Genomic DNA, 22,710 nt, shown 5'->3' with positions numbered 1-22,710 from the left:
GGAGGAATGCCGACAGGCTCGGAAAACGGCCCGGTCACACGTACCGGGCCGTCTGGATCAGCGCTTGGCTTCGGCGCCCGGCGTTGCCGTGCGGGTGAGATAGTCCTGCGTGATCTTCGACAGATGCTCGCGCAGCCAGGCGGCCATCGCTTCCTCTTCGACGATGATGCGCTCGCAGATCTGCTTGGTTTCGCTATCGCCGATGGCATCGGCCGCCGCGATGAGGATCTGATACGAGGCGATCTCCATGTTCTCGAACACGTAGCCCATCTGGGCGCCCTTGACGACCTCGTCGTTCATCAGCATGCCGCCCATCGCCTGCCCCATCGCCATCATCTTGCCGCCCGCGTCCTTGAAGCCCGAGTAAGAGGCGTCGTAGCGCTTGAGGCAGCTTTCCACCAGCTTGGCCTGGTTCTGGGTTTCGATGATGTGCTGCTCGATCCGGGCCTTGAGCTCGGGATAGTGCTCGATGCGTTCGGCCTGGCGCTTGAGCATGGACTCGGCCTGCGCCTCCATCGCATGGGCATCACGCAACCATTCGATAAGCCGTTCGACACGTACATCGTGACCGGTTTGTGCACTTTGCATGGCGAAACTCCTGCATCGGTTGGACGACCGGACCCTCAGGTCCACTGCAAGGTACGAACCGGGGGCGGCGTCAGGAGTTCCCGTCGGCCGATGACCGAACCTGCGGCCGGATGTCTCGCCTGCGGTCCCGCCGCAACCCCCTGCCAGCCGCTCGCAGGCCAACCGCGCCTGAACTTTGCCGGCGGTGTTCCGGTCACCTTCGGCAAGCGCAAACGAGCGGAACAGGAGAAAGGCCATCGACGCGTTAGCCACGCTTTCCTGGGAGAGCTTCATCGACAACCCCGGCGTGCGCACCCTCGCGGCCGCCGTTCTGGTGCTGCTGGTGATGAGCCTGGCGAGCCGCCTGCTGACCAGCCTGACGCTGCGTCTGGCGCGGCGCTTCATCGTTACCCGCGAGCTGTCGACGCACCTGGAAAAGCCGGTCCGCCTGCTGTTGCCGCTGTTGGGCCTGCAATCGGTCTGGCTGTCGGCGCCCGATGACCTGGCGCTGATCCCGATCGCGCGGCGCCTGACCGGCATCCTCATCCTGGTGTGCGTCACCTGGCTGATCATGCGGATACTGCGCGCGCTGGAGCAGACCATCCTGCTCAGCAACCCCGTGGACGTCGCCGACAACCTGCGCGCTCGCCGTATCCAGACACAGACCAAGGTGCTGTTTCGCACCATCAATTTCTTCGTCCTGCTGATCGGCCTGGCGGCGATGCTGATGACCTTCCCGGCGGCGCGCCAGTTCGGCGCCAGCCTGCTGGCTTCGGCGGGTCTGGCGGGCCTGGCGGCGGGTTTCGCGGCGCGGCCGGTGCTGGCCAACCTGATCGCCGGCATTCAGATCGCGGTGACGCAGCCGATTCGCCTGGACGATGTGGTCATCGTGGAGAACGAATGGGGCCGCATCGAGGAAATCACCGGCAGCTACGTCATCGTGCGGATCTGGGACGACCGGCGGCTGGTCGTGCCGTTGCAATACTTCATTGAGAACCCCTTCCAGAACTGGACGCGGCGCAACTCCAGCCTCATCGGCACGGTGTTCGTCTGGGTGGATTACGCGCTTCCGCTCGAGCCGCTGCGCGAGGAATTGCGCCGGCTGTGCAAGGACGTACCGGAACTGTGGGATGGGCGCGTCTGTGTGTTGCAGGTCACCGACACCAGCGAGAAGAGCATGCAGCTGCGGGCGCTGGTCAGCTCGGCCGACTCCTCGCGCAATTGGGACCTGCGCTGCCACGTGCGGGAGAACCTGATCGGCTTCATCCAGCGGCAATACCCGCACGCCCTCCCGCAACTGCGCGCCGACCTCAGCGTCGGGCAGAAACCACAGGTCGACATGCGCACGCCCGAGCACACGGAACCGGAGCGTCAGCCCCCTGTGTGATTGCCCTCGAGCTGCGTCTGCAACTGCGCGTAGCGCACCGGTAGCTGGGCCAGGCCGTGGCGGGCCGCCTGCTTGCGGATCGCCACGCGGTCGCCGTCGAACTGCACTGTTTCGCTGACCACCGCGGTGCGTCCGTTCTGGCGCAGCGCCCAGGCGTAGCACTGGGTGCCGCCTTCGTCCTCTTCCGAATCATCCGCAACCCCGGTGTTGGCGACGGAAATGTTCGCCACGCTCGCGCCCAGCGCACCGCAGGCCATTTCTCGCGCGACCTCCTCGCTGGTCAGGCCGAAGCGCTCGATGGTCTGGTAGCTCACCTTCAACAGGCCGTGCTTGGCCTTGGGCGAATACACCACGAAGCCGCTGTCGAGCACCTGGCCGCAGCCGGGAATGTCGCCGAGCAGCGAAGCCATCAATCCGCAGGTACAGGATTCGGCGGTGGAAAGGGTTAATTCCCGGTCTTTCAGGAAGGTAATCAGGTCGGCGAGATCGTGCATGTTCCGGCTCCGCGAATAGGCCCTCGCAGGTCTGGAAAACCTGCCTGACGGGCGTTCAGTTCCGAGCCGAACGAAGGTCGCGAAGTTCCGACCGGGGAATCCGCCAGGCGGCGAGAACTTAAATTCGACCACTCGGTCTGGTCCTTTAAGGCCATTGCAGCGCCTACCGCGCAAGCGGATACCAAAAGAAGACAAAAGCCTCGCTGTGCTCGGGTTGCGCGGTCCCTTGCGGATCAGCGCGTCGTGGAATCTTGCGCGTTGTTGGTGCCGGCCCAAGGGGTCGGTCGCTAGGGAGAATCGAATGAGTGAAGCTGCTGTGACCGCCCGGAACCTGCGTTCCACCCCTGTGAACATCGCGCCACCGGCAACCGCCCGCCCGGTGGTGCAGATCAGCTCGACCCAGGCCCGAAAGAAAATCCTTTTTGTCACCTCCGAACTGACCGGACTGGTCAAGACCGGCGGCCTCGCGGACGTCTCGGCGGCGCTGCCCAGCGCCCTGCTCGACCGCCATGACGTCCGCGTGCTGATGCCGGCCTACGCTTCGATCATCGACAGCGGCCTGCCGATACGCATCGTCGGCAACCTCGGCGGCCTGGCCGGCATACCGCCCTGCGCGATCGGTCGGCTGGACATGGACGACGGGCTGATCGTGTACCTGCTGCTCTGCCCGGAGCTGTACCAGCGCCCCGGCAACCCCTACAGCGACGAACATGGCCGCGACTGGCCGGACAACCCGGTGCGCTTCGCCCGGCTCGGACTGGCCGCGGCGGAGATCGCCGCCGGTACCGCCTGCATCCGCTGGGCGCCGGACCTGGTCCATGCGCACGACTGGCAGGCCGGGCTCGCACCGGCCTACATGCACTGGCGCGGGCTGTCGACGCCGAGCGTCTTCACCATCCATAACCTGGCCTACCAGGGCACGATGGACATGGGCTATCGCCGCGCGCTCGGCATTCCCGTCGAAGCCTGCCACCACGACCGCATGGAGTTCTACGGCAAGCTGTCCATGCTCAAGGCCGGCATCGCCTACGCCAACCACGTGACGACGGTCAGCCCGACCTACGCGCAGGAGATCACCACCGCCGAGTTCGGCTGCGGCCTCGAGGGCTTCCTCGGCTGGAAGGCCGGACAGGGCCTGCTCAGCGGCATTCTCAACGGCATCGACGAAAGCTGGGACCCGCAGACCGACACCCATCTGCAGCACAATTTCAGCGCCAATGACTGGTCCGGCAAAGCCGCCAACAAGGCCCTTGCCCGGCAACGCTTCGGTTTGCCGGAGCATGACGGCCCGCTGTTCGCGGTGGTGTCCCGGCTGGCGCAACAGAAAGGCCTGGACCTGACGATGGCCATCGCCGACACGCTCGTCCGATCGGGCGCGCAGCTCGCGATCCTCGGCTGCGGCGAACCGCACATTGAAGATGACGTTCGCGCACTGGCGCTGCTGCATCCCGAGCAGATCAGCGTGCACATCGGCTTCAACGAACCCGATGCCCGGCTGCTGTTCGCCGGCAGCGACTTCCTGCTCATGCCGTCGCGTTACGAGCCGTGCGGCCTGAGCCAGATGTATGCCCAGCGGTTCGGTTCGCTGCCGGTGGCGCGGCGCACCGGCGGCCTGGCGGACTCGATCGAAGACGGCCTGACCGGTTTCCTGTTCGACCAGGCCGACCCGGCCCACTACCGCCTGGCGATCGAACGCGCACTGGCGACCTATCGCCACCCCGACCTGCTCGAAGCCATGCGCCGGCGTGCCATGAGCGCCGGCTTCTTCTGGCGCCAGGCCACCGACCCCTACGACTCGCTCTACCAGCGCCTGCTCGGCGAACGGCAAGAGGCCGTCGCCCAGCCCTGACGAGGAAAACGAATGCAGCATCAGCGTGCCAGGACCCAGGGACACGGAGCGTCACCCCTCGATTCAACCCACACCCGGTTCCGCCTCTGGGCCCCGGACGCCAAGCGCGTCGACCTCGACCTGCTCGACGGCACGCCGCGCGAAATGCCGCGCGACGCCAGTGGCTGGTACAGCCTGGACGTCGAATGCGGCGCCGGCACCCGGTATCGCTTCCGCATCGACGACGAGCTGAACGTGCCCGACCCGGCCTCCCGCGCGCAGGCCGAAGACGTGCACTCGCCGAGCGTGGTGGTCGACCCCGACGCCTACGAGTGGCAGCACCCGGACTGGCGCGGCCGGCCCTGGCATGAGGCGGTCGTGTACGAGCTGCACGTCGGCCTGCTCGGCGGTTTCGCCGGCGTGGAGCGCCAGCTGGCGCGGCTCGCCGAACTCGGCGTCACGGCGATCGAACTGATGCCGCTGGCGGAGTTTCCCGGCGATCGCAACTGGGGCTACGACGGGGTGCTGCTCTACGCGCCGGAGTGTTCGTACGGCACGCCCGAACAGCTCAAGCACCTGATCGACACCGCGCACGGCCTCGGCCTGATGGTGCTGCTGGATGTGGTCTACAACCACTTCGGGCCGGACGGCAACTACCTCGGCCGCTACGCCCGCCACTTCTTCCGCCATGACCAGCAGACGCCCTGGGGCGATGCGATCGATTTCCGCCAGGGCGAAGTGCGCGACTTCTTCATCGACAACGCGCTCATGTGGCTCACCGAGTACCGCTTCGACGGCCTGCGGCTGGATGCGGTGCATGCGATCCCGGACCGCAGCTTTCTCACCGAACTGGCCGAGCGCGTGCACGAGGCCGTCGAGCCGGGGCGCCATGTGCATCTGGTGCTGGAAAACGAAGACAACCGCGCGAGCCTCCTGGCCGGGCCCTTCACCGCGCAATGGAACGATGACGGCCACAACGTGCTGCACACCCTGCTGACCGGCGAGCAGCAAGGCTATTACGGCGACTACCACCAGGACGCCACCGCCAAGCTGGCGCGCTTCCTCGGCGAAGGCTTCATCTACCAGGGCCAGCAGAATCGCCGCGGCCACACACGTGGCGAGCCGAGCGGCCACCTGCCGACCACCGCCTTCGTGCTGTTCCTTCAGAACCACGACCAGACCGGCAACCGCGCCTTCGGCGAGCGACTCGTCAGCCTCACCGACCCGGATGCCCTGCGCGCGGCAACCACCGTCCTGCTGCTGTCGCCCATGATTCCGCTGCTGTTCATGGGCGAGGAATGGGGCGCGCGGCAACCGTTCCTGTTCTTCACCAGCCACCACGGCGAATTGGCCGAAGCGGTACGTGAAGGCCGGCGCGGCGAGTTCGCCGAGTTTGCCGAATTCGCCGACGACAAGGTCCGCGAGCAGATCCCGGACCCGAACGCCCTGACCACCTTCGAGAACTCCCGTCCCGACTTCGGCGCGATGACCGAAGCCGAACATGCCGACTGGCAGCAGCGTTATCGCGAACTGCTCGCACTGCGGCATACGCACATCGTGCCGCGCTTGCAGGGCGCGACCTTCGCCGGGGCGACGGTTTTGGGCGAAGCCGCCGTGCAGGCGCGCTACCGCCTGGGCGACGGCAGCATGCTGACCCTCGCGGTCAACCTGTCCGAGAAGGCGGTGCCCGCGCGCGACCTGCCATCGAACGAACCGCTTCACAGCAGCCGTGACGAGTCGGCCGGCGCACGCCCCGACGAGCTTCCGGCGCGCACCGCGCGGGTCTATCTGGAGGACGCCGAATGAGCGATCGACGCCTGTTCGAACTGGCCGAAGCGGCCGGACTCTCCATTGACTGGATCGATGCGGACAACAAGGAGCAGCGCGTCAGCCCCGAGGTGCTGCGAGGCGTGCTGGCCGAGCTGGGCTTGCCGGCCGACAGCGATGACGCCATCGCCGATAGCCTGCATCGGCTCGACGCGACCATCGGCGGCGGCACGCTACCGCCGCTGCTGACGGTCGATCGCAATGACCGACTGGACCTTTCGCGCTTCTTCGCGCCGGGCGCACCGTTCTCGCTTCAGCTCGAACAGGGCGAACGTCTCGACGGCCACCTCGATGATGCGGCGCACCTGCGCGCGCCGGATGCGATCGGCTACCACCAGCTCAGCATCGGCGACAGCAGCCTGTGCCTGGCCGTCGCCCCCCATGCCTGCCCGACCGTGACCGAGCGCGCCGGGCCGGGTGCCTGGGGCCTGACGGTGCAGCTCTACGGTTTGCGCCGGCCCGGCGACGGCGGCCTGGGCGACACCGAGGCGCTGGAGCAACTGGCGCGCAACGCCGCCGCGCATGGCGCGCATGCCCTGGGCATCAGCCCGGTGCACGCGATGTTCAATGCCTACCCCGACCAGTACAGCCCCTACTCGCCCTCCAGCCGGCTGTTCTACAACGCCCTGTATTGCTCGCCCGGCAGCATCCTCGGCGAGCGGCCGTTGCGGCAGGCCATCGAGCGCTGCGGGATCGGCGCCGAGCTGGAACGGCTCGAGCAGCTCGATCTGGTCGACTGGCCCGCCGTGTCGGCCTCGCACCAGTGTCTGTTGCGCACGCTTTACGAAGATTTCCGCACCGGCGGCAATGCCCAGCAGGCCGATTTCGACAGTTTCCGCGCGGCCGGCGGCGAAATGCTGGAGAACCACTGCCGCTTCGAAGTGCTGCACGACCACTTCCGCAGCCCCGGTGGCCTGCCGCAGCACTGGCGCGGCTGGCCGGAGGATTATCGCGACCCGACCAGCGAGGCGGTGCGCCGCTTCGCCGAGGAGCACGCCGACGACGTCAGCTTCTACGCCTTCAGCCAGTGGCTCATGGCCCGCGGACTGGAGCGCGCCCAGCAGGCCGCGCGCAGCGCCGGCATGCCGATCGGGCTGATCGCCGACCTCGCCGTCGGCGCCGACGGCGGTGGCAGCCAGGCCTGGAGCCGTCAGTCCGAGCTGCTGGCCTCGCTCAGCGTCGGTGCGCCGCCGGACATCATGAACCGCGACGGTCAGAACTGGGGCATCTCGGCGTTCTCCCCGTGGGGGCTGAAACAGCACGGCTTCCGCGCGTTCATCGAGATGCTGCGCGCCAACCTGGCCCACGCCGGCGGCATGCGCATCGATCACGTACTGGGCCTCAAGCGCCTGTGGGTGATGCCCGCTGGCGCTGATCCCAAGCAGGGCGTGTACCTGGACTTCCCGTTCGACGACATGCTGCGCCTGCTCTGCCTCGAAGCCGCGCGGCACGATGCGGTCATTCTTGGCGAGGACCTGGGCACCATCCCGCCGGGCCTGCGCGAAACCCTCGCACGGCGCGGCATTCTTGGCATGCGCGTGCTGCTGTTCGAGCACCATCACGGGCATTTCCATGCGCCGGGTCACTGGTCCTCGCAGGCGCTGGCGACGACCACGACCCATGACATCCCGACCATCGCCGGCTGGTGGCAGGGGCGCGACATCGACTGGCGCATCCGCGTCGGGCAGAACCGCGAAGACGACCGCGAACGCCACTGGAACGAGCGCCAGCACGAACGCTGGGGACTCAACCGGGCGCTGCATGCCGACGCCGGCGGCCACGGCGAGGCGCCTTCGCTGCTCGACCCGGCCGACGCGGTCGATGCCAGCGCACGGTTCCTCGGCCATTCGCCCGCCCCGCTGGTGCTGCTGCCAGTCGAGGACGCGCTCGGCCTGGATGAGCAGCCGAACATGCCCGGCATCATCCACACCCATCCCAACTGGCAGCGGCGCTACCCCGGCGAAGCCGCCACCCTGCTCGACGGCCCGGTGTCATCCAGACGCCTGGCCGGTCTCGCCGAAGCGAGGCAGCGAGCCCGACGGAGTTCGCACCCATGAAAGCCCTGAGCGCGACGCTGCGCCTGCAATTCCACAAAGGGTTCACCCTCGACGACGCCACGGCACTGGTCGACTACTTCGCCGACCTCGGCATCAGCCACCTGTACGCCTCGCCCTTGCTGACCGCCCGCCCCGGCTCGATGCACGGCTACGACGTCATCGACCCCACCCGCATCAACCCCGAACTCGGCGGCGAGCCGGCGCTGCGGCGACTGGTCGAAGCACTGCATGCGCGCGGCATGGGGCTGATTCTGGACATCGTCTCCAACCATATGGCCGTCGGTGGCGCCGGCAACCCCTGGTGGCTGGACGTGCTCGAATGGGGCCGCCGCAGCCCCTACGCGCAGTTCTTCGACATCGAGTGGAATTCCCCCGACCCGCTGCTCGAAGGCCAGCTGCTGATCCCCTTCCTCGGCGCCGACTATGGCGAGGCCCTGAAGGACGGCAAGATCCCGCTGCGGTTCGATGCGGCGACGGGCCAGTTGTATGCCGAGCATTACGAGCACCGCTTCCCGCTCAACCCGCTGACCTATGGCGACGTCCTGCGCGCGGCCGACGCACCGGCGCTGGCGGACATGGCCGGCCGCTTCGAGCGCCTGCGCGAAACCCATAACCCCTATCAGTACGCGCGCGAACTGCGCGCCGAACTCGCGCGCCAACTCGCCGAACCGGAAGCCCGCCAGGCGCTCGAACGCGCCATCGCCCTGTACGACGGCACGACACCCGAGGGCTTCCAGCGCCTGCACCGCCTGCTCGAACGCCAGCACTACCGGCTGGCGAGCTGGCGAACCGCGGCGGACGACATCAACTGGCGGCGTTTCTTCGACATCAACGAGCTGGGCGGCCTGCGGGTCGAGCGGCCGGTGGTGTTCGAGGAAACCCACGCCAAGATCTTCGAGCTGCTCGGCGAGGGGCTGGTCGACGGGTTGCGCATCGACCATATCGACGGCCTGGCGAATCCGCGCGGCTACTGCCGCCGGCTGCGGCGCCGGGTCGATCGGCTCAATGCGGGCCGGCCGGAGTCGGCGCGCCAGTCGCACGTGCCCATCTACGTCGAGAAAATCCTCGGTGCCGGCGAGCTGCTGCATGGCGATTGGGGCGTCGACGGCACCACCGGCTATGAGTTCATGAACCAGGTATCGCTGCTACAGCACGATCCGGCCGGCGAAGCGCGCCTGTGTTCGCTGTGGAGCGAAACCAGCGGGCGTACCACCGACTTCATGGACGAAGCACGCCAGGCTCGGCATCTCGTGCTGACCGGCACCCTCGCCGGGGATTTCGAGACCGTCGCCCATGCCCTGCTGACCGTGGCCCGCAGCGATGTGATGACGCGCGACATCACCCTCGGCGCGATCCGCCGGGCGCTGCTCGAACTGATCATTCACTTCCCCGTCTACCGCACCTACATCGCCGCCACCGGCCGGCGCGAGGCGGACGAGCCGTTCTTCCAGCAGGCGCTCGACGGCGCGCGCAGCCGACTTGGCGAAGCCGACTGGCCGCTGCTCGATCACCTTGCCCGCTGGCTGGGCGGCGAGCCGCTGCGCAACACGCCGCCCGGCCCGGCCCGCAAGGCGCGGCGCTATGCGATCACCCGCTTCCAGCAGCTGACCTCCCCGGCGGCAGCCAAGGCGGTGGAAGACACGGCCTGCTATCGCTCGGGCATCCTGCTGTCGCGCAACGACGTTGGTTTCGATCCGCAGACCTTCAGTGCCTCGGTCGAGGCCTTCCATGCGGCCTGCCAGGAACGCCACGAGCACTTCCCGCGCAATCTGCTCACCACCGCCACGCACGATCACAAGCGCGGCGAAGACAACCGCGCCCGCATCGCCGTGCTCAGCGAGCGTGCCGACTGGTTCGCCGAGAAGGTGCGCGTCTGGCGCGAGCTGACGGTCGATCTTCGCCGCGACCTGGACGATGGCCCCGCCCCCTCGGCAGGCGACGAGCTGATGCTGTTCCAGACGCTGCTCGGCAGCTGGCCCACCGACCTCGCCGCCGACGACACCGAAGGCCTGCAAGCCTTCTGCGAACGCATCCTGCGCTGGCAGGAAAAGGCCGTGCGCGAAGCCAAGCTGCGCAGCACCTGGGCCGACCCGAACGCGGCGTACGAGACCGCGTGCCGCCACTACACGGAAACACTGCTGACGCGCCCGCAGTACGCCTCGCTGCGTGCCGACATCGTCGGCGCCGTCGAGGCCATCGCGCCGGCCGGTGCAGTGAACAGCCTGGCGCAGGCGCTGCTTCGCATGACCACGCCAGGCGTGCCGGACCTGTACCAGGGCGCCGATTACTGGGACCTGAGCCTGGTCGACCCGGACAACCGCCGGCCGGTGGACTTCGCCGCACGGCGCACCTCGCTGACCGCCGACGATGATCCGGACACCCTGCTCGCCCAGTGGCAGGACGGTCGCATCAAGCAGTTCGTGATCGCTCGCACGCTCGGCCTGCGCCGGCGCGAGCCGACGCTGTTCACCGAGGGCCGCTACCTGCCGCTGACGGTTACCGGCGAGCAGGCCGACCGGGCGCTGGCCTTCGCCCGTGAGCATGACGGCCGCTGGGCGATCGTGGTGGTGCCGCGCTTGTCGGCGCGGCTGCTCAGCCAGGACGGGGTGCCGCATGTTCATCCCGGCGCCTGGGGCGACACCCGCGTCGAGCTGCCCGAGCCGCTGAACGGCAGGGAACTGACGGGACTTTTCGATGATGCGGCAGTCTCACCGGAACGGGCGGGGCTGCGGCTGGCACAGCTGTTCGAGCGCCTGCCGGTGGCCGTCTTACACACAGCGATGCAGACAGGAGAGACCAACACATGAGTGAACAACAAGATCAGCGCATCCGCGAACTCGCCTATCAGATCTGGGAGTCCGAGGGACGACCCGAAGGTGAGGAAGCGCGCCACTGGGAAATGGCCCGCAAGCTCGCTGAATCCGAACAACCGGGCGAGACCGCCAAGCCTGCCACCCGCGCCCGCAAGGCCGCCACCAAGCCCACCGCCGCTACACCGGCCGCCCAGCCCAAGCCGGCCCGCTCCGCCCGTAGCACGCGCAGCGCCGCGAGCGAGTCCGCGCAGGCCACGCCGGCGGCGCCCAAGGGCGACACCGAGGCCGAAGCCGGCGCCCCGAAAGCCATGCGCAAGCCGCGTGCGACCAAGGCAGCGAAGAAATCCGATAGCTGAACCGACCGCACGCCCGACCGCCCTGTTCCTCGCAACGGCCCTTCGTGGCCGAGTGGAGTTGCCATGCGAAAAAATGACGTTCAAGCCCCGCAGATTCTCAATCCCTCGCGCATCCGGGAGGGCTTGCCGTTCCCGCTCGGCGCAACCTGGGACGGGCTGGGCGTCAACTTCGCGATCTTCTCGGCGAACGCCACCAAGGTCGAACTCTGCCTGTTCGATGACGACGGCGAGCGCGAAATCGAGCGCATCGAGCTGCCCGAATTCACCGACGAGATCTGGCATGGCTACCTGCCCGACGCGCATCCGGGCCAGATCTACGGCTACCGCGTCTACGGCCCATACGAGCCTGACGCAGGCCACCGCTTCAACCCCAACAAGCTGCTGATCGACCCCTACGCCAAGCAGCTGGTCGGCGGGCTGAAGTGGTCCGAGGCGCTGTTCGGCTACACCATCGGCCACAAGGACGGCGATCTGAGCTTCGACGAGCGCGACAGCGCGCCCTTCGTGCCCAAGAGCAAGGTCATCGACCCGGCCTTCACCTGGGGCCGCGACCAGCCGGTGCAGGTGCCCTGGGATCGCACCCTGATCTACGAGACGCATGTCCGCGGCTTCACCATGCGCCATCCCGCGGTGGCCGAGTCGGTGCGCGGCACCTTTGCCGGCATGAAGACCCCGGAAGTGATCGACTACATCCGCAAGCTCGGCGTGTCATCCGTCGAGTTTCTGCCGATCCATGCCTTCGTGCAGGACCAGCACCTGCTCGAGAAAGGCATGAAGAACTACTGGGGCTACAACACCATCGCCTTCTTCGCGCCCCACCCCGACTACCTGGCCAGCGGCAAGATCAGCGAGTTCAAGGAAGCCGTCGCGCACCTGCACAACGCCGGGCTCGAGGTCATTCTCGACGTCGTCTACAACCACACCGCCGAAGGCAACGAGCTGGGCCCGACCCTGTCGATGCGCGGCATCGACAACGCCTCGTACTACCGGCTGATGCCGGACAACAAGCGCTACTACATCAATGACACCGGCACCGGAAACACGCTCGACATGAGCCACCCGTGCGTGTTGCAGATGGTCACCGACTCGCTGCGCTACTGGGCGCAGGAGATGCACGTCGACGGCTTCCGCTTCGACCTGGCGACGGTGCTCGGACGCGAGCATTACGGATTCGACGAGCGCCACGGCTTCCTGGTCGCCTGCCGGCAGGACCCTGTGCTGGCCAAGACCAAGCTCATCGCCGAACCCTGGGACATCGGCCCCGGCGGCTATCAGGTCGGCGGCTTCCCGCCCGGCTGGGCGGAATGGAACGACCAGTTCCGCGATACGGTGCGGTCATTCTGGAAAGGCGACGAAGGCCAGCTCGCCGACTTCGCCGCACGCCTGACCGGCTCCGGCGATCTCTACAACCAGCGCGGCCGCCGGCCATTCAGCTCGGTCAATTTCGTCACCGCGCACGACGGTTTCACGCTGAACGACCTGGTGTCCTACAACCACAAGCACAACGAAGACAACGACGAAGGCAACCGCGACGGCAGCGACAACAACCTGTCGTGGAACCACGGCGTCGAAGGCCCGACCGACGATCCGGCGATCATCGCCCTGCGCTTCCAGCAGATGCGCAACTTCTTCGCCACGCTGCTGTTCTCCCAGGGCACGCCGATGATAGTAGCCGGCGACGAGTTCGCCCGCACCCAGCACGGCAACAACAACGCCTACTGCCAGGACAGCGAAATCGGTTGGGTCAACTGGGACTGGGGGCAGGAAGGCAAGCAACTGGCGCAGTTCGTCCGCAAGCTGATTCGTGTGCGCGAGCGCTATCCGGTGCTGCGCCGCAGCCGCTTCTTCGTCGGCGCCTACAACGAGGAGCTGGGCGTGAAGGATGTGACCTGGCTGATGCCGGACGCCGAGGAAATGACCGTCGAGCAGTGGGAAAACCCCCACAACCGCTGCCTAGGCATGCTGCTCGACGGCCGCGCGCAACCCACCGGCATCCGGCGCGCCGGCTCCGACGCGACCCTGCTGATCATCGTCAACGCGCACCATGACCAGGTCGGCTTCGTGCTGCCGGATTCCCCGCAGGGCATGCACTGGAACCGCCTGATCGACACCGCCCAGCCCGACGCCCGTCCCGAACAGTTCGAATTCGACAGCGAGTACGAGGTCAGCGGCCGCTCGCTGCTGCTGTTCGAGCTGATCAAGGACGAGGACTGAGTCCGCCGCCCGGCACCCTGCACCACGCGGCCCCGATCCGAGGGGCCGCTCATCCCCTGCCTTGAACCCTGCGCGCCGCCATCGGTCCGAACCGCTGGTGGCCATCGGCCGCCCTCGCCTCTTCGATGCTGTGAAGGAACACGCCCATGACCTCGCTACGCCTTGCGCTGTGCCTCCTGGTAACCGCCACGACGCTGCTCGCCCCGCTGGTGCACGCCGCCGGAGGGGTGCGGTTGATGGTCAAGCGGGTCGGTGGCGGCGAGGCGATGGTGGTGCGCAACGACCTGGACGTGCCGGTGAACGCGGTGCTGCGCATCCAGCGGCCAGTGAACGTGGCCGGCGTCGGCAAGGGTGCGATCCAGCGCACCGTGCCGCCCCACAGCCAGGTGCGCATCGCCCTGCTGCGCAAGCGCAAGGCGGGCTTTCCGATGATGTACCGCCATTCGTTCAGCTACCGCCTGCACTACTCGCCCGAGCCTGGCGCGCTGGCCGTCAGCGGCCCGGCCTACGAGCTGCCGTGGCGTGGCGGCCCGTTCCGCATCAGCCAGGGCGCCGGCGGCGACTTCAGCCATAACTCGCCCAAGGGCCGTTATGCGGTAGACATTGCCATGCCGCGCGGCACGCCCATCGTGGCAGCGCGAGACGGCACGGTGATCGAGGTGCACGACAGCCAGGCCGGGCGCTGGCCGCGGGCATCCGGCAATTTCGTGCGCATTCGTCACGAAGACGGCACCGAAAGCGCCTACCTGCACCTCAAACGCGGCTCGGTCGTGGTGAAGCCGGGGCAGCAGGTCGGCACCGGCACGCTGTTGGCCCGCTCCGGCAATACCGGCCGCAGCACCGGGCCGCACCTGCACTTCGTGGTGCAGAAGGCGCACGGCGAAGATCGGGTCTCGATCCCCTTCCGCTTCAGCAGGCCCGTGGAGAGCCTGCCGAACTTCGCGCTGAAGGAGTGAACAGGCGCGGCCTCAGCGCGTACGCCGCTAGAGGTCGTCGCGCCTGACCTGCCGACGGTAGAGCCCCTCACACAGCCGCCGATCAGGCGGCCGGACCGTCCTGCCAGTCGATGGCCAGCGTCTCGCCGGTGGCCATGCGCTCGAGGTGCTCGGCAACCACCTGGCGCATCCGCCCCTGCGCCTCGGCGTCATTCGACTGCAGTTCGACCGCCAGCGTCGTCCCGTCAGCGCTCATTCGACATTCGCCCAGGGGCAGTTCGATGCGGCCCTCGTTCTCGCCAAGGTGTACCGCAAACTTGTGGCCCCAGTGCTTGCACAGCCGGTTGATCAGGCGATTGGGGTTTTCGCTGGCTATCAGCGCATGACTCGTGTGCATCGGTTACTCCTCATTGAACAAATCAGCCGAACCGGAACGCCGACAGGGTCGTTTCCATCACGCGGTCGCTGAACACCTTGCGGCCGGGATCGCCCGCTGCGGCGCCAGCGGCCACCAGCAGCGGCAGGAAGTGTTCCTCCGCGCCGAGCGGATGGCACAACCGCGCCGACGGGGCGTTCGCCCAGTCGACCAAGGCAGCGTGCCGCGCCGCAGGCGCTGATTCGACCGCCTCGGTCAGCCAGTGGTCGAAACTGTCCGACACCGGCCCGAAGCGCCGATCGCCATAGCCGCGCATGTTGTGAAAGCTCATGCCGCTACCGACGATCAGCACGCCCTGCTCGCGCAGCGGCGCCAGCGCGCGACCGGCCGCCAGGTGCGCGGCCGGGTCCATGTCGGCGTGCAGCGAGAGCTGGATGACCGGGATGCGCGCCTCGGGAAACATGACCTTGAGCGGCACGAACACGCCGTGATCGAACCCCCGCTCGGCATCGCCGCAGGCCTTCAGGCCGTGGCCGTCGAGCAGTTCGATGACCTGCCCGGCCAGTGCCGGATCGCCTGGCGCCGGGTAGGTCAGCTCATAGGTATGCGGCGGAAATCCGAAGTAATCGAAGATCAGCGAGGGCGCCGGCGCGGTCGTTACCCGAAAGTCGTCTTCCAGCCAATGCCCGGACACGACCAGGATGGCGCGCGGCGCGCTCGGCAATTGCCCGGCGATGCCGCGCAGGAAGCGCTCGGTCGGGTCCCAGGCGGTTGGCGGGTTCCAGTCCATGAAAAAGCACGGCCCGGCGCCATGCGGGACGAAATAGGTCGGCATCGGGACAACTGGCGGGACGCTCATGGGCAAGGCTCCGGTTCGATGGCCGCAGTATCACCTACGCTCCTTTGGTAAAGAACATGGCAATTGGACGGTTCACCTCCCGCTCAGGGTTGGAGATGAAGACAGAGTTGCGCATGATGGCCGACCGCGCCGGAACCCGTTGCAGCAGTTCGGTCATATGCACACGCGGCCTGCCGGGCGGTTCGCTCGTCACGCCCACTGCGGCGCTGCGGGCGGCGCGAGGGTTCGCGCGACATTCGCGGCAGGTTCATCGACAGTGAGGTTGGAATGCTCGATCGCATCACCAGCATGCGGGTCTTCATGCGCACGGCGGCTGCCGGCAGCCTGTCCGGCGCCGCGCGGCAGCTCGGCATGTCCGCCGCGATGGCAACCAAGCATGTGGATGCCACCGAAGCCCGGCTGGGCGTCAAACTGTTCCACCGCACCACGCGGCGGCTGAGCCTCACCGAGGCCGGCAGCCGCTACCTCGAAGCCTGCCAGCGCATCCTCGGCGAGTTCGACGAAGCCGAGGCGGAAATCGCCTCGCAGCGCGCCGAGGCCGTCGGCCTCTTGCGCATGAACCTGCCGCTGGCGTTCGGCGTTCGCTTCGTCGCCCCGCTGTTGCCGCACTTCAGCCGTCGTCACCCGGCCGTGCGGGTCGAGCTCGGGCTGAGCGACCACCAGCTGGATCTGCTCGACGGCGGCTGGGACATGGGCATCCGCATCGGTCGGCTGGCCGACAGCCCGTTGCAGGCGCGGCGCCTGTGCGAATCGCCGATGCTGCTGTGCGCCTCGCCGACCTACCTGGCGCAACACGGCACGCCTCGGCGCGTGGCCGACCTGGCGCAGCACAACTGCCTGGGCTACACCCTGTCCGCTTCCGGCGGTGCCAGTGAATGGGGCTTTGGGCTCGATGGCCGCGTACGGGTACGGATCGAGGGCAACCTGGTAGCGAACAACGGCGCGGCGCTGGTGGCCGCCGCTGTCGGCGGACAAGGGCTGATCTACCAGCCGCAGTTCGTCGTCGCCCGCGCGCTCCGGGCCGGCGAGCTGGTGGCGCTGGAGCTGGACCATCCGCCGCTCGAACTCGGCGGCGTCCATGCCATCTACCCGCGCGATCGGCACCCGCCAGCCAAGGTGCGCGCGATGATCGACTTCCTGGCCGACGCCTTTTCCGGCACGCCGCCCTGGGCGCTCTCATAGCCCATACGGGCACGCCGCACGCGGGCCAACCGCCGTGCCGCCGCGCGGACGCCGCTCATCGTTGACTGCCGCTGGCATCGGCCGGCAAGCCGAGGCATCCGGCCGGAAAAAGTGAACCGCCGCCAGCGCCCAAAGTCGGAAAGAAAGGCATTGGCGACGCGGAACGGCGTTCGCCGCGACTCCCTGGCGGCCCCTCGTCGCCGCCCCGAACACGTCGCGGCCGCAACTGTCATGGAGGGTGCTTGCGGTCGTATCCGGCAGGAGTAGACATGAAAGCAGTGGTTTTTCACGACGTCGGCGACATCCGCCTCGAAGACGTCCCCGAGCCGCGTATCGAAGCGCCGACTGACGCGATCGTGCGCATCACCGCCTCGGCTATCTGCGGCACCGATCTGCACTTCGTCCGCGGCACCTTCAGCGGGATGAAGCCCGGCACCATCCTCGGGCACGAAGCCGTGGGCATCGTCGAGGCGCTGGGCGAAGACGTGCGCAACCTGCAGATCGGCGACCGCGTGGTGATCCCTTCCACCATCGCCTGCGGCAACTGTTCCTACTGCCGCGCCGGCTATTTCGCCCAGTGCGACGGCGCCAATCCCAACGGCAAGGAAGCGGGCACCGCCTTCTACGGCGGCCCCGCGGCGACCGGTCCGTTCCACGGTTTGCAGGCCGAGAAGGCGCGCATCCCGTTCGCCAACGTCGGGCTGGTCAAGCTGCCGCCCGAGATCAGCGACGACCAGGCCATCCTGCTGTCGGACATCTTCCCCACCGGTTACTTCGGTGCCGAGATGGCCGAGATCAAGCCCGGCGACACCGTGGCGGTGTTCGGCTGCGGGCCGGTGGGTCAGTTCGCGATCGCCAGCGCCAAGCTGCTCGGCGCCGGTCGCGTGTTCGCCATCGACCAGTACGACGATCGCCTGCGCATGGCCCGCAAACAGGGCGCCGAGACCATCGATTTCAATCGCGAGGACCCGATCGAGACCCTCAAGCGGCTCACCGGCGGCATCGGCGTCGACCGCGCCATCGATGCCGTGGGCGTCGACGCCGAGCACGCCTTCTGCGGCGGGCATGGCGAGGCCGAGCCGGAGCCCAAGGGTCGCAACGGCCAGTGGAAGCCCGGCGACGCACCGGCCCAGGCGCTCGAGTGGGCCGTCCAGGGCCTGGCCAAGGCCGGCACGCTGTCGATCATCGGCGTGTACCCGCCCGATGCCCGGACCTTTCCCATCGGCATGGCGATGAACAAGAACATCACCATGAACATGGGCAACTGCCATCACCGCAAGTACATCCCGCGGCTGATCGAAATGGTGCTGGCGCGGCGCATCGACCCGGCGAAGATCCTCACCCAGGTCAAGCCCATCGGCGACGTGATCGCCGCGTTCGAGGCCTTCGACCGGCGCGAGAATGGCTGGGTCAAGGTCGAACTGCTCCCGCAGCGCCAGGTTCATGGTGGGCAAAGCGGCGAGGAAACGCTGGTCGACCAGGCCGTCGCCGACACCTTTCCGGCGAGCGACCCGACCACCATGCAGAACCCGAGGTCCCGCTAGGAGGCCGCATTGAAGCAGGACAAGGCCGAGGTCCGGATAGGCATTTCCGGGTGGCGCTACGCGCCCTGGCGCGGTGACTTCTACCCCGAGGGACTGACGCAAAAGGACGAGCTGCGCTTCGCCTCGCGGGCGGTGAGCAGCATCGAGATCAATGGCTCCTTCTACTCCTTGCAGACACCGGAGCGTTATGCGAACTGGTATGCCGACACGCCGCAAGGCTTCGTATTCAGCGTCAAGGCGCCGCGTTTCATCACGCACGTCAGGCGACTCGTCGACGTCGAAAAACCGGTCGCCAACTTCTTCGCATCGGGCGTTCTCGGACTCGGTGAAAAGCTCGGCCCGATCCTCTGGCAGTTTCCGCCCTCCTTCCGGTTCGTACCCGAGACCTTCGCCCGGTTCCTCGATCTGCTGCCGCACGACACCGCGGCGGCGCTCCAGACGGCCCGTGGCCATGACGCGCGGATGGAAGGCCGCAGCCATCTGGAAATCGACTGCAACCGCCGGCTGCGCCACGCGGTCGAAATCCGTAACCAGAGCTTCGTCGACCCGGCCTTTGTGGCGCTGCTGCGCGAGCACCAGGTGGCGCTGGTGGTTGCGGACACGGCGGGTAAATGGCCTTACCGGGAGGACCTGACGAGCGACTTCGTCTACATCCGCCTGCATGGCGCCGATGAGCTCTACACCAGCGGCTACACGCCCGCCGCGCTGGATCGCTGGTGCGAGCGGATCGACCGCTGGCGCAGCGGTGGCCAGCCCGACGACGCCGAGCTCATCGAGCCACGCGAGGCCGATGGCAATCCGCGGCAGGTCTACTGCTATTTCGATAACGATGTGAAGGTCCGGGCACCCTACGATGCACGCGGGTTGCTGCATCGCCTGGGCCTGGACGAGGGCCTGGAGACGACGCCGGGCCGGCTGGAAGGAGCGTTTGCGTGAGCATAGAGAACGACGGCCACCTGGACACGAGCAAGCTCGATGCGCACATGGCCTCGGCGGTGGACTCGATCCGTGTGCTGACGGTCAATACCCACAAGGGATTCACCACCTTCAACCGTCGTTTCATCCTGCCCGAGCTGCGCGAAGCGGTGCGGGCGGTGTCGGCGGACGTGGTGTTCCTCCAGGAGGTGCACGGCACGCACGAACGGCATGCGCTGCGCTTCCACGACTGGCCGAAGACGCCGCAGTACGAATTCCTCGCCGACAGCATCTGGACCGACTTCGCCTACGGGCGCAACGCGGTCTACCCCGACGGCGATCACGGCAACGCGCTGCTGTCGAAATTCCCGATTCTGCGTTACGAGAACCTCGACGTCTCCATCGCCGGCCCCGAACGGCGCGGCCTGCTGCACAGCGTGCTGGAGGTGCCCGGCCACGGCGAGCTGCACGCGATCTGCGTCCACCTCGGGCTGCGCGAAGTGCATCGGCAACAGCAGATCCGCCTGCTGTGCGACCTGGTGCTGTCGCTGCCGTCCGATGCGCCGGTGGTGATCGCCGGCGACTTCAACGACTGGCGCCTGAAGGCCAATACCCCGCTGACCGAGTGCGCGGGGGTTTACGAAGTCTTCGAACGGGCGAACGGCCAGCTTGCCAAGAGCTTTCCGGCGCGCTGCCCGATGCTGCGCCTGGATCGCATCTACGTGCGCAACGCTACGGCACGCGAGCCACGAATTCTCGGTAACAAACCCTGGACGCATCTGTCCGATCATCTGCCCCTGGCGGTGGAGTTGCAGTTATGAAGTTCCATTGGAGAGATGGAAACAGGATCGAGCTGTTGGAGAACGGCGAGGAGTTCTACCCGCGTGTCTACGAGGTCATTCGGCAGGCGCGCGAGGAAGTTCTGCTGGAAACCTTCATCCTGTTCGAAGACAAGGTCGGGCACGCCCTGCGCGACGCCCTGATCGAGGCCGCGTCGCGCGGCGTACGCATCGACGTCACGGTGGATGGCTACGGCTCGGCCGACCTCACCCCCGAGTTCGTCACGCCCATGACCGATGTCGGCATCCGCATCCACATCTTCGACCCGCGCGAGCGTCTGCTCGGCCGGCGAATCAACCTCTTCCGCCGGTTGCACCGCAAGATCGTGGTGGTCGACGGCGAGATCGCCTTCATCGGTGGAATCAACTTCTCGGCCGATCACCTGGGCGACTTCGGCCCCGGCGCCAAGCAGGATTACGCCATCCAGATCGAAGGGCCGGTGGTGCATGACATCCACCGCTTCGCGCTGACCACCATCGCCCCGGCCGACCCGTCGCGCCGCTGGTGGCGTCGGCGCATGCGCCGCCAGCAGGCGGACAGCTACATCGGCGTGAACAAGGGTGAAGCGCGCGCGCTGTTCGTCGTCCGCGACAACGACCAGCACCAGAACGACATCGAGCAGCACTACCTGCAGGTCATACGCGACGCCCGCTCGCGGCTGCTGATCGCCAACGCCTATTTCTTCCCCGGTTACCGGGTGCTGCGGGAAATTCGCAACGCGGCCCGGCGTGGCGTGCGTGTGCGGATGATCCTGCAAGGCCAGCCGGACATGCCGATCGCCAAGTTCGGCGCGCGGATGCTCTACAACTACCTGATGCGCGACGGCGTGGAAGTGCACGAGTACTGCCGCCGGCCGCTGCACGGCAAGGTCGCGCTGGCGGACTACGAGTGGGCGACGGTCGGCTCCAGCAACCTCGACCCGCTGAGCCTGTCGCTCAACCTCGAATGCAACGTGATGATCCGCGACCACGCCTTCAACAAGCACCTGCACGAGCGGCTCGACTACCTGTTGCAGACCGACTGCCGCCGCATTCCGCTCGAGCGGATCGTTCGCGGCTACTGGTGGCGCGCGCCGCTGGCGTTCATCTGCTTCCACATCATCCGCCGCTTCCCCCGCTGGGCCGGCATGCTGCCGGCACATAGCCCGAAGATCACGGTGCTGGAGCCAACGTCCGATCGCATCGACAGCGGTACCCCGCCCTTTCCACGAGAGCATTCATGACCTCCACCACTCGGGCGGACCTGCCCAAGGGCCGCTGGCGACAGCGTTGGCCGACGATCAAGAAGTACCTGAGCTACGCCTTCTTCATTCTGGTGGCGGGCCTGCTCATCGGGCTGGCGCGCAACCTGGATTGGAAGGAAATCATCGGCACGCTGCAGAGCTACCAGTTGCGCACGCTCTGGCTGGCCGGTGCGGCGGCCTTCGGCAGCTACCTCGTCTATTGCTTCTTCGACGTGCTGGGCAAGTACTACGTCCGGCATGGCCTGCCGATCCGGCAGATCGTGCCGCTGACCTTCGTCTGCTACGCCTTCAACCTCAACCTGAGCGCCTGGGTCGGCGGCATCGCGCTGCGCTACCGGCTCTACTCGCGGCTGGGTGTGAAGCCGGCGCAGGTCACGCGCATCTTCACGCTGAGCCTGCTGACCAACTGGCTGGGCTACATGGCCCTGGCCGGGGTCATCTTCACCTTCGCCGACATCCGTCCGCCGCCGGAATGGGAAATCGGCAGCATGACGCTGCACATCATCGGTTTTTCGCTGATGGCGGTCAGCGTGACCTACCTGTTGCTGTGCGGTTTTTCCAAGCGCCGGTCGTGGACGATTCGCGGCCACGAAGTCGAGCTGCCCTCGCTGCGTCTGGCGGTGATCCAGATCCTGCTCGGCGCGGCCAACTGGTCGCTGATGGCGACGGTGATCTACTTCATGCTGCTGGAGAAGATCAGCTACCCCGAAGTGCTCGCGGTACTGATGGTCAGCAGCATCGCCGGGGTCATCAGCCATGTGCCCGCCGGGCTCGGCGTGATCGAAGCGGTGTTCGTCGGCCTGCTCGGCTCGCAGATGAGCCACCCGAGCATCATCGCCGGGCTGATCGGCTACCGAGTGATCTACTTCCTGGTGCCGCTGGTGTTCGCCACGATCATCTATGTCGTGCTCGAAGCACGCGCCAAGAAACTGAGGCGCACCGCCGCCGCGCAGAGTGGTGCGACGAGTTGAGCCGCCGGGTGATCTGATCGCCAAGCTGGCTCCTTCCGGTAAGCGCCACGGTTTGGGCCTCTTCGTAGGAGCGAGCTTGCGCGCGAAGCTATTGTCTTTTGGCTTCACGATCTGGCGTTTCGGATTTTGGCTTCACGATCTGGCCTTTCGGACGCCGCACTTCCTTCGGCCCGAACTACCGATTGCGCCTTGCACGGCGCCTCACTTTTTTCAGTCGCGAAAAAAGTAAGCAAAAACGCTTGCCCCTGCATCCGGCCCCGGCTTTGCCGGGGTTCCCTCGCTCCGGCGCCGTTCCAGGGGCA

At 67.2% G+C, this 22,710-nt stretch carries 18 protein-coding genes; 14 read left to right on the top strand and 4 right to left on the bottom strand.

The annotated features are described in order from the left end of the window. Positions 1–57 precede the first annotated feature (57 nt). Positions 58–588, bottom strand: coding sequence for a ferritin-like domain-containing protein (locus D7325_RS09100; protein WP_120995241.1), 531 nt, complete (start codon positions 586–588; stop codon positions 58–60). A gap of 325 nt (positions 589–913) precedes the next feature. Between D7325_RS09100 and D7325_RS09095 the strand changes: the two genes are divergently transcribed. Then, positions 914–1,954 (top strand): mechanosensitive ion channel family protein, encoded by a 1,041-nt coding sequence (locus D7325_RS09095; protein WP_425452293.1) that lies wholly within the window; start codon positions 914–916, stop codon positions 1,952–1,954. On the opposite strand, the gene D7325_RS09090 is transcribed toward D7325_RS09095, so the two are convergent. Continuing rightward, positions 1,939–2,448, bottom strand: coding sequence for a CinA family protein (locus D7325_RS09090; protein ID WP_120995240.1), 510 nt, complete (start codon positions 2,446–2,448; stop codon positions 1,939–1,941). The two genes, D7325_RS09095 and D7325_RS09090, sit on opposite strands and share 16 nt — an antisense overlap. Positions 2,449–2,749: 301 nt before the next feature. Between D7325_RS09090 and glgA the strand changes: the two genes are divergently transcribed. From glgA to D7325_RS09055, 7 genes are all read left to right on the top strand, one after another. Further along, positions 2,750–4,297, top strand: a complete 1,548-nt coding sequence (gene glgA / locus D7325_RS09085) for a glycogen synthase GlgA (protein WP_120995239.1) — start codon at positions 2,750–2,752, stop codon at positions 4,295–4,297. 12 nt (positions 4,298–4,309) lie between these two features. Continuing rightward, the gene (gene treZ, locus D7325_RS09080; RefSeq protein WP_120995238.1) at positions 4,310–6,082 is read left to right on the top strand and encodes a malto-oligosyltrehalose trehalohydrolase; all 1,773 of its coding nucleotides are present in this window, start codon (positions 4,310–4,312) and stop codon (positions 6,080–6,082) included. Continuing rightward, positions 6,079–8,160, top strand: coding sequence for a 4-alpha-glucanotransferase (gene malQ / locus D7325_RS09075; protein ID WP_120995237.1), 2,082 nt, complete (start codon positions 6,079–6,081; stop codon positions 8,158–8,160). The genes treZ and malQ overlap by 4 nt, the downstream gene beginning before the upstream one ends. Then, positions 8,157–10,967 carry a malto-oligosyltrehalose synthase gene (locus tag D7325_RS09070; protein WP_120995236.1) on the top strand — a complete coding sequence of 937 codons (2,811 nt, stop codon included), beginning with the start codon at positions 8,157–8,159 and terminating at the stop codon, positions 10,965–10,967. Before malQ ends, D7325_RS09070 begins: the two co-directional genes overlap by 4 nt. Next, the gene (locus D7325_RS09065; protein WP_120995235.1) at positions 10,964–11,329 is read left to right on the top strand and encodes a DUF2934 domain-containing protein; all 366 of its coding nucleotides are present in this window, start codon (positions 10,964–10,966) and stop codon (positions 11,327–11,329) included. Before D7325_RS09070 ends, D7325_RS09065 begins: the two co-directional genes overlap by 4 nt. A gap of 63 nt (positions 11,330–11,392) precedes the next feature. After that, positions 11,393–13,543, top strand: coding sequence for a glycogen debranching protein GlgX (gene glgX / locus D7325_RS09060; protein ID WP_120995234.1), 2,151 nt, complete (start codon positions 11,393–11,395; stop codon positions 13,541–13,543). A gap of 236 nt (positions 13,544–13,779) precedes the next feature. Beyond that, positions 13,780–14,499: a M23 family metallopeptidase gene (locus tag D7325_RS09055; protein ID WP_245962062.1), complete on the top strand. Its 720-nt coding sequence runs from the start codon at positions 13,780–13,782 to the stop codon at positions 14,497–14,499. A gap of 82 nt (positions 14,500–14,581) precedes the next feature. On the opposite strand, the gene D7325_RS09050 is transcribed toward D7325_RS09055, so the two are convergent. Together D7325_RS09050 and D7325_RS09045 are read right to left on the bottom strand one after the other, a co-directional pair. Further along, on the bottom strand, positions 14,582–14,875 hold the full coding sequence (locus D7325_RS09050) for a DUF2218 domain-containing protein (protein ID WP_120995232.1): 294 nt from the start codon (positions 14,873–14,875) through the stop codon (positions 14,582–14,584). Between the two features lie 22 nt (positions 14,876–14,897). After that, a complete protein-coding gene (locus D7325_RS09045; RefSeq protein ID WP_245962057.1) occupies positions 14,898–15,713 on the bottom strand; it encodes a DODA-type extradiol aromatic ring-opening family dioxygenase in 816 nt (271 codons plus the stop codon). A gap of 267 nt (positions 15,714–15,980) precedes the next feature. Between D7325_RS09045 and D7325_RS09040 the strand changes: the two genes are divergently transcribed. The 6 genes from D7325_RS09040 (at position 15,981) to D7325_RS09015 (ending at position 22,408) form a co-directional block, all read left to right on the top strand. Then, positions 15,981–16,895 carry a LysR family transcriptional regulator gene (locus tag D7325_RS09040; RefSeq protein ID WP_120995230.1) on the top strand — a complete coding sequence of 305 codons (915 nt, stop codon included), beginning with the start codon at positions 15,981–15,983 and terminating at the stop codon, positions 16,893–16,895. A 269-nt stretch (positions 16,896–17,164) separates the two neighbouring features. Further along, the gene (locus D7325_RS09035; RefSeq protein WP_120995229.1) at positions 17,165–18,439 is read left to right on the top strand and encodes a zinc-dependent alcohol dehydrogenase; all 1,275 of its coding nucleotides are present in this window, start codon (positions 17,165–17,167) and stop codon (positions 18,437–18,439) included. Positions 18,440–18,448: 9 nt separating this feature from the next. After that, positions 18,449–19,375 (top strand): DUF72 domain-containing protein, encoded by a 927-nt coding sequence (locus tag D7325_RS09030; protein WP_245962056.1) that lies wholly within the window; start codon positions 18,449–18,451, stop codon positions 19,373–19,375. 47 nt (positions 19,376–19,422) lie between these two features. Then, the gene (locus D7325_RS09025) at positions 19,423–20,175 is read left to right on the top strand and encodes an endonuclease/exonuclease/phosphatase family protein (protein ID WP_425452292.1); all 753 of its coding nucleotides are present in this window, start codon (positions 19,423–19,425) and stop codon (positions 20,173–20,175) included. After that, a complete protein-coding gene (clsB, locus tag D7325_RS09020) occupies positions 20,172–21,416 on the top strand; it encodes a cardiolipin synthase ClsB (RefSeq protein ID WP_120995227.1) in 1,245 nt (414 codons plus the stop codon). Before D7325_RS09025 ends, clsB begins: the two co-directional genes overlap by 4 nt. Continuing rightward, positions 21,413–22,408 carry a lysylphosphatidylglycerol synthase domain-containing protein gene (locus D7325_RS09015; protein WP_120995226.1) on the top strand — a complete coding sequence of 332 codons (996 nt, stop codon included), beginning with the start codon at positions 21,413–21,415 and terminating at the stop codon, positions 22,406–22,408. Before clsB ends, D7325_RS09015 begins: the two co-directional genes overlap by 4 nt. The last annotated feature ends 302 nt before the right edge of the window (positions 22,409–22,710 follow it).

The sequence above is a fragment of the Stutzerimonas urumqiensis genome, from assembly GCF_003640395.1.
In the GTDB taxonomy this organism is placed as follows: Bacteria; Pseudomonadota; Gammaproteobacteria; order Pseudomonadales; family Pseudomonadaceae; genus Stutzerimonas; species Stutzerimonas urumqiensis.
This window is presented reverse-complemented; position numbering and strand designations above follow the sequence as displayed.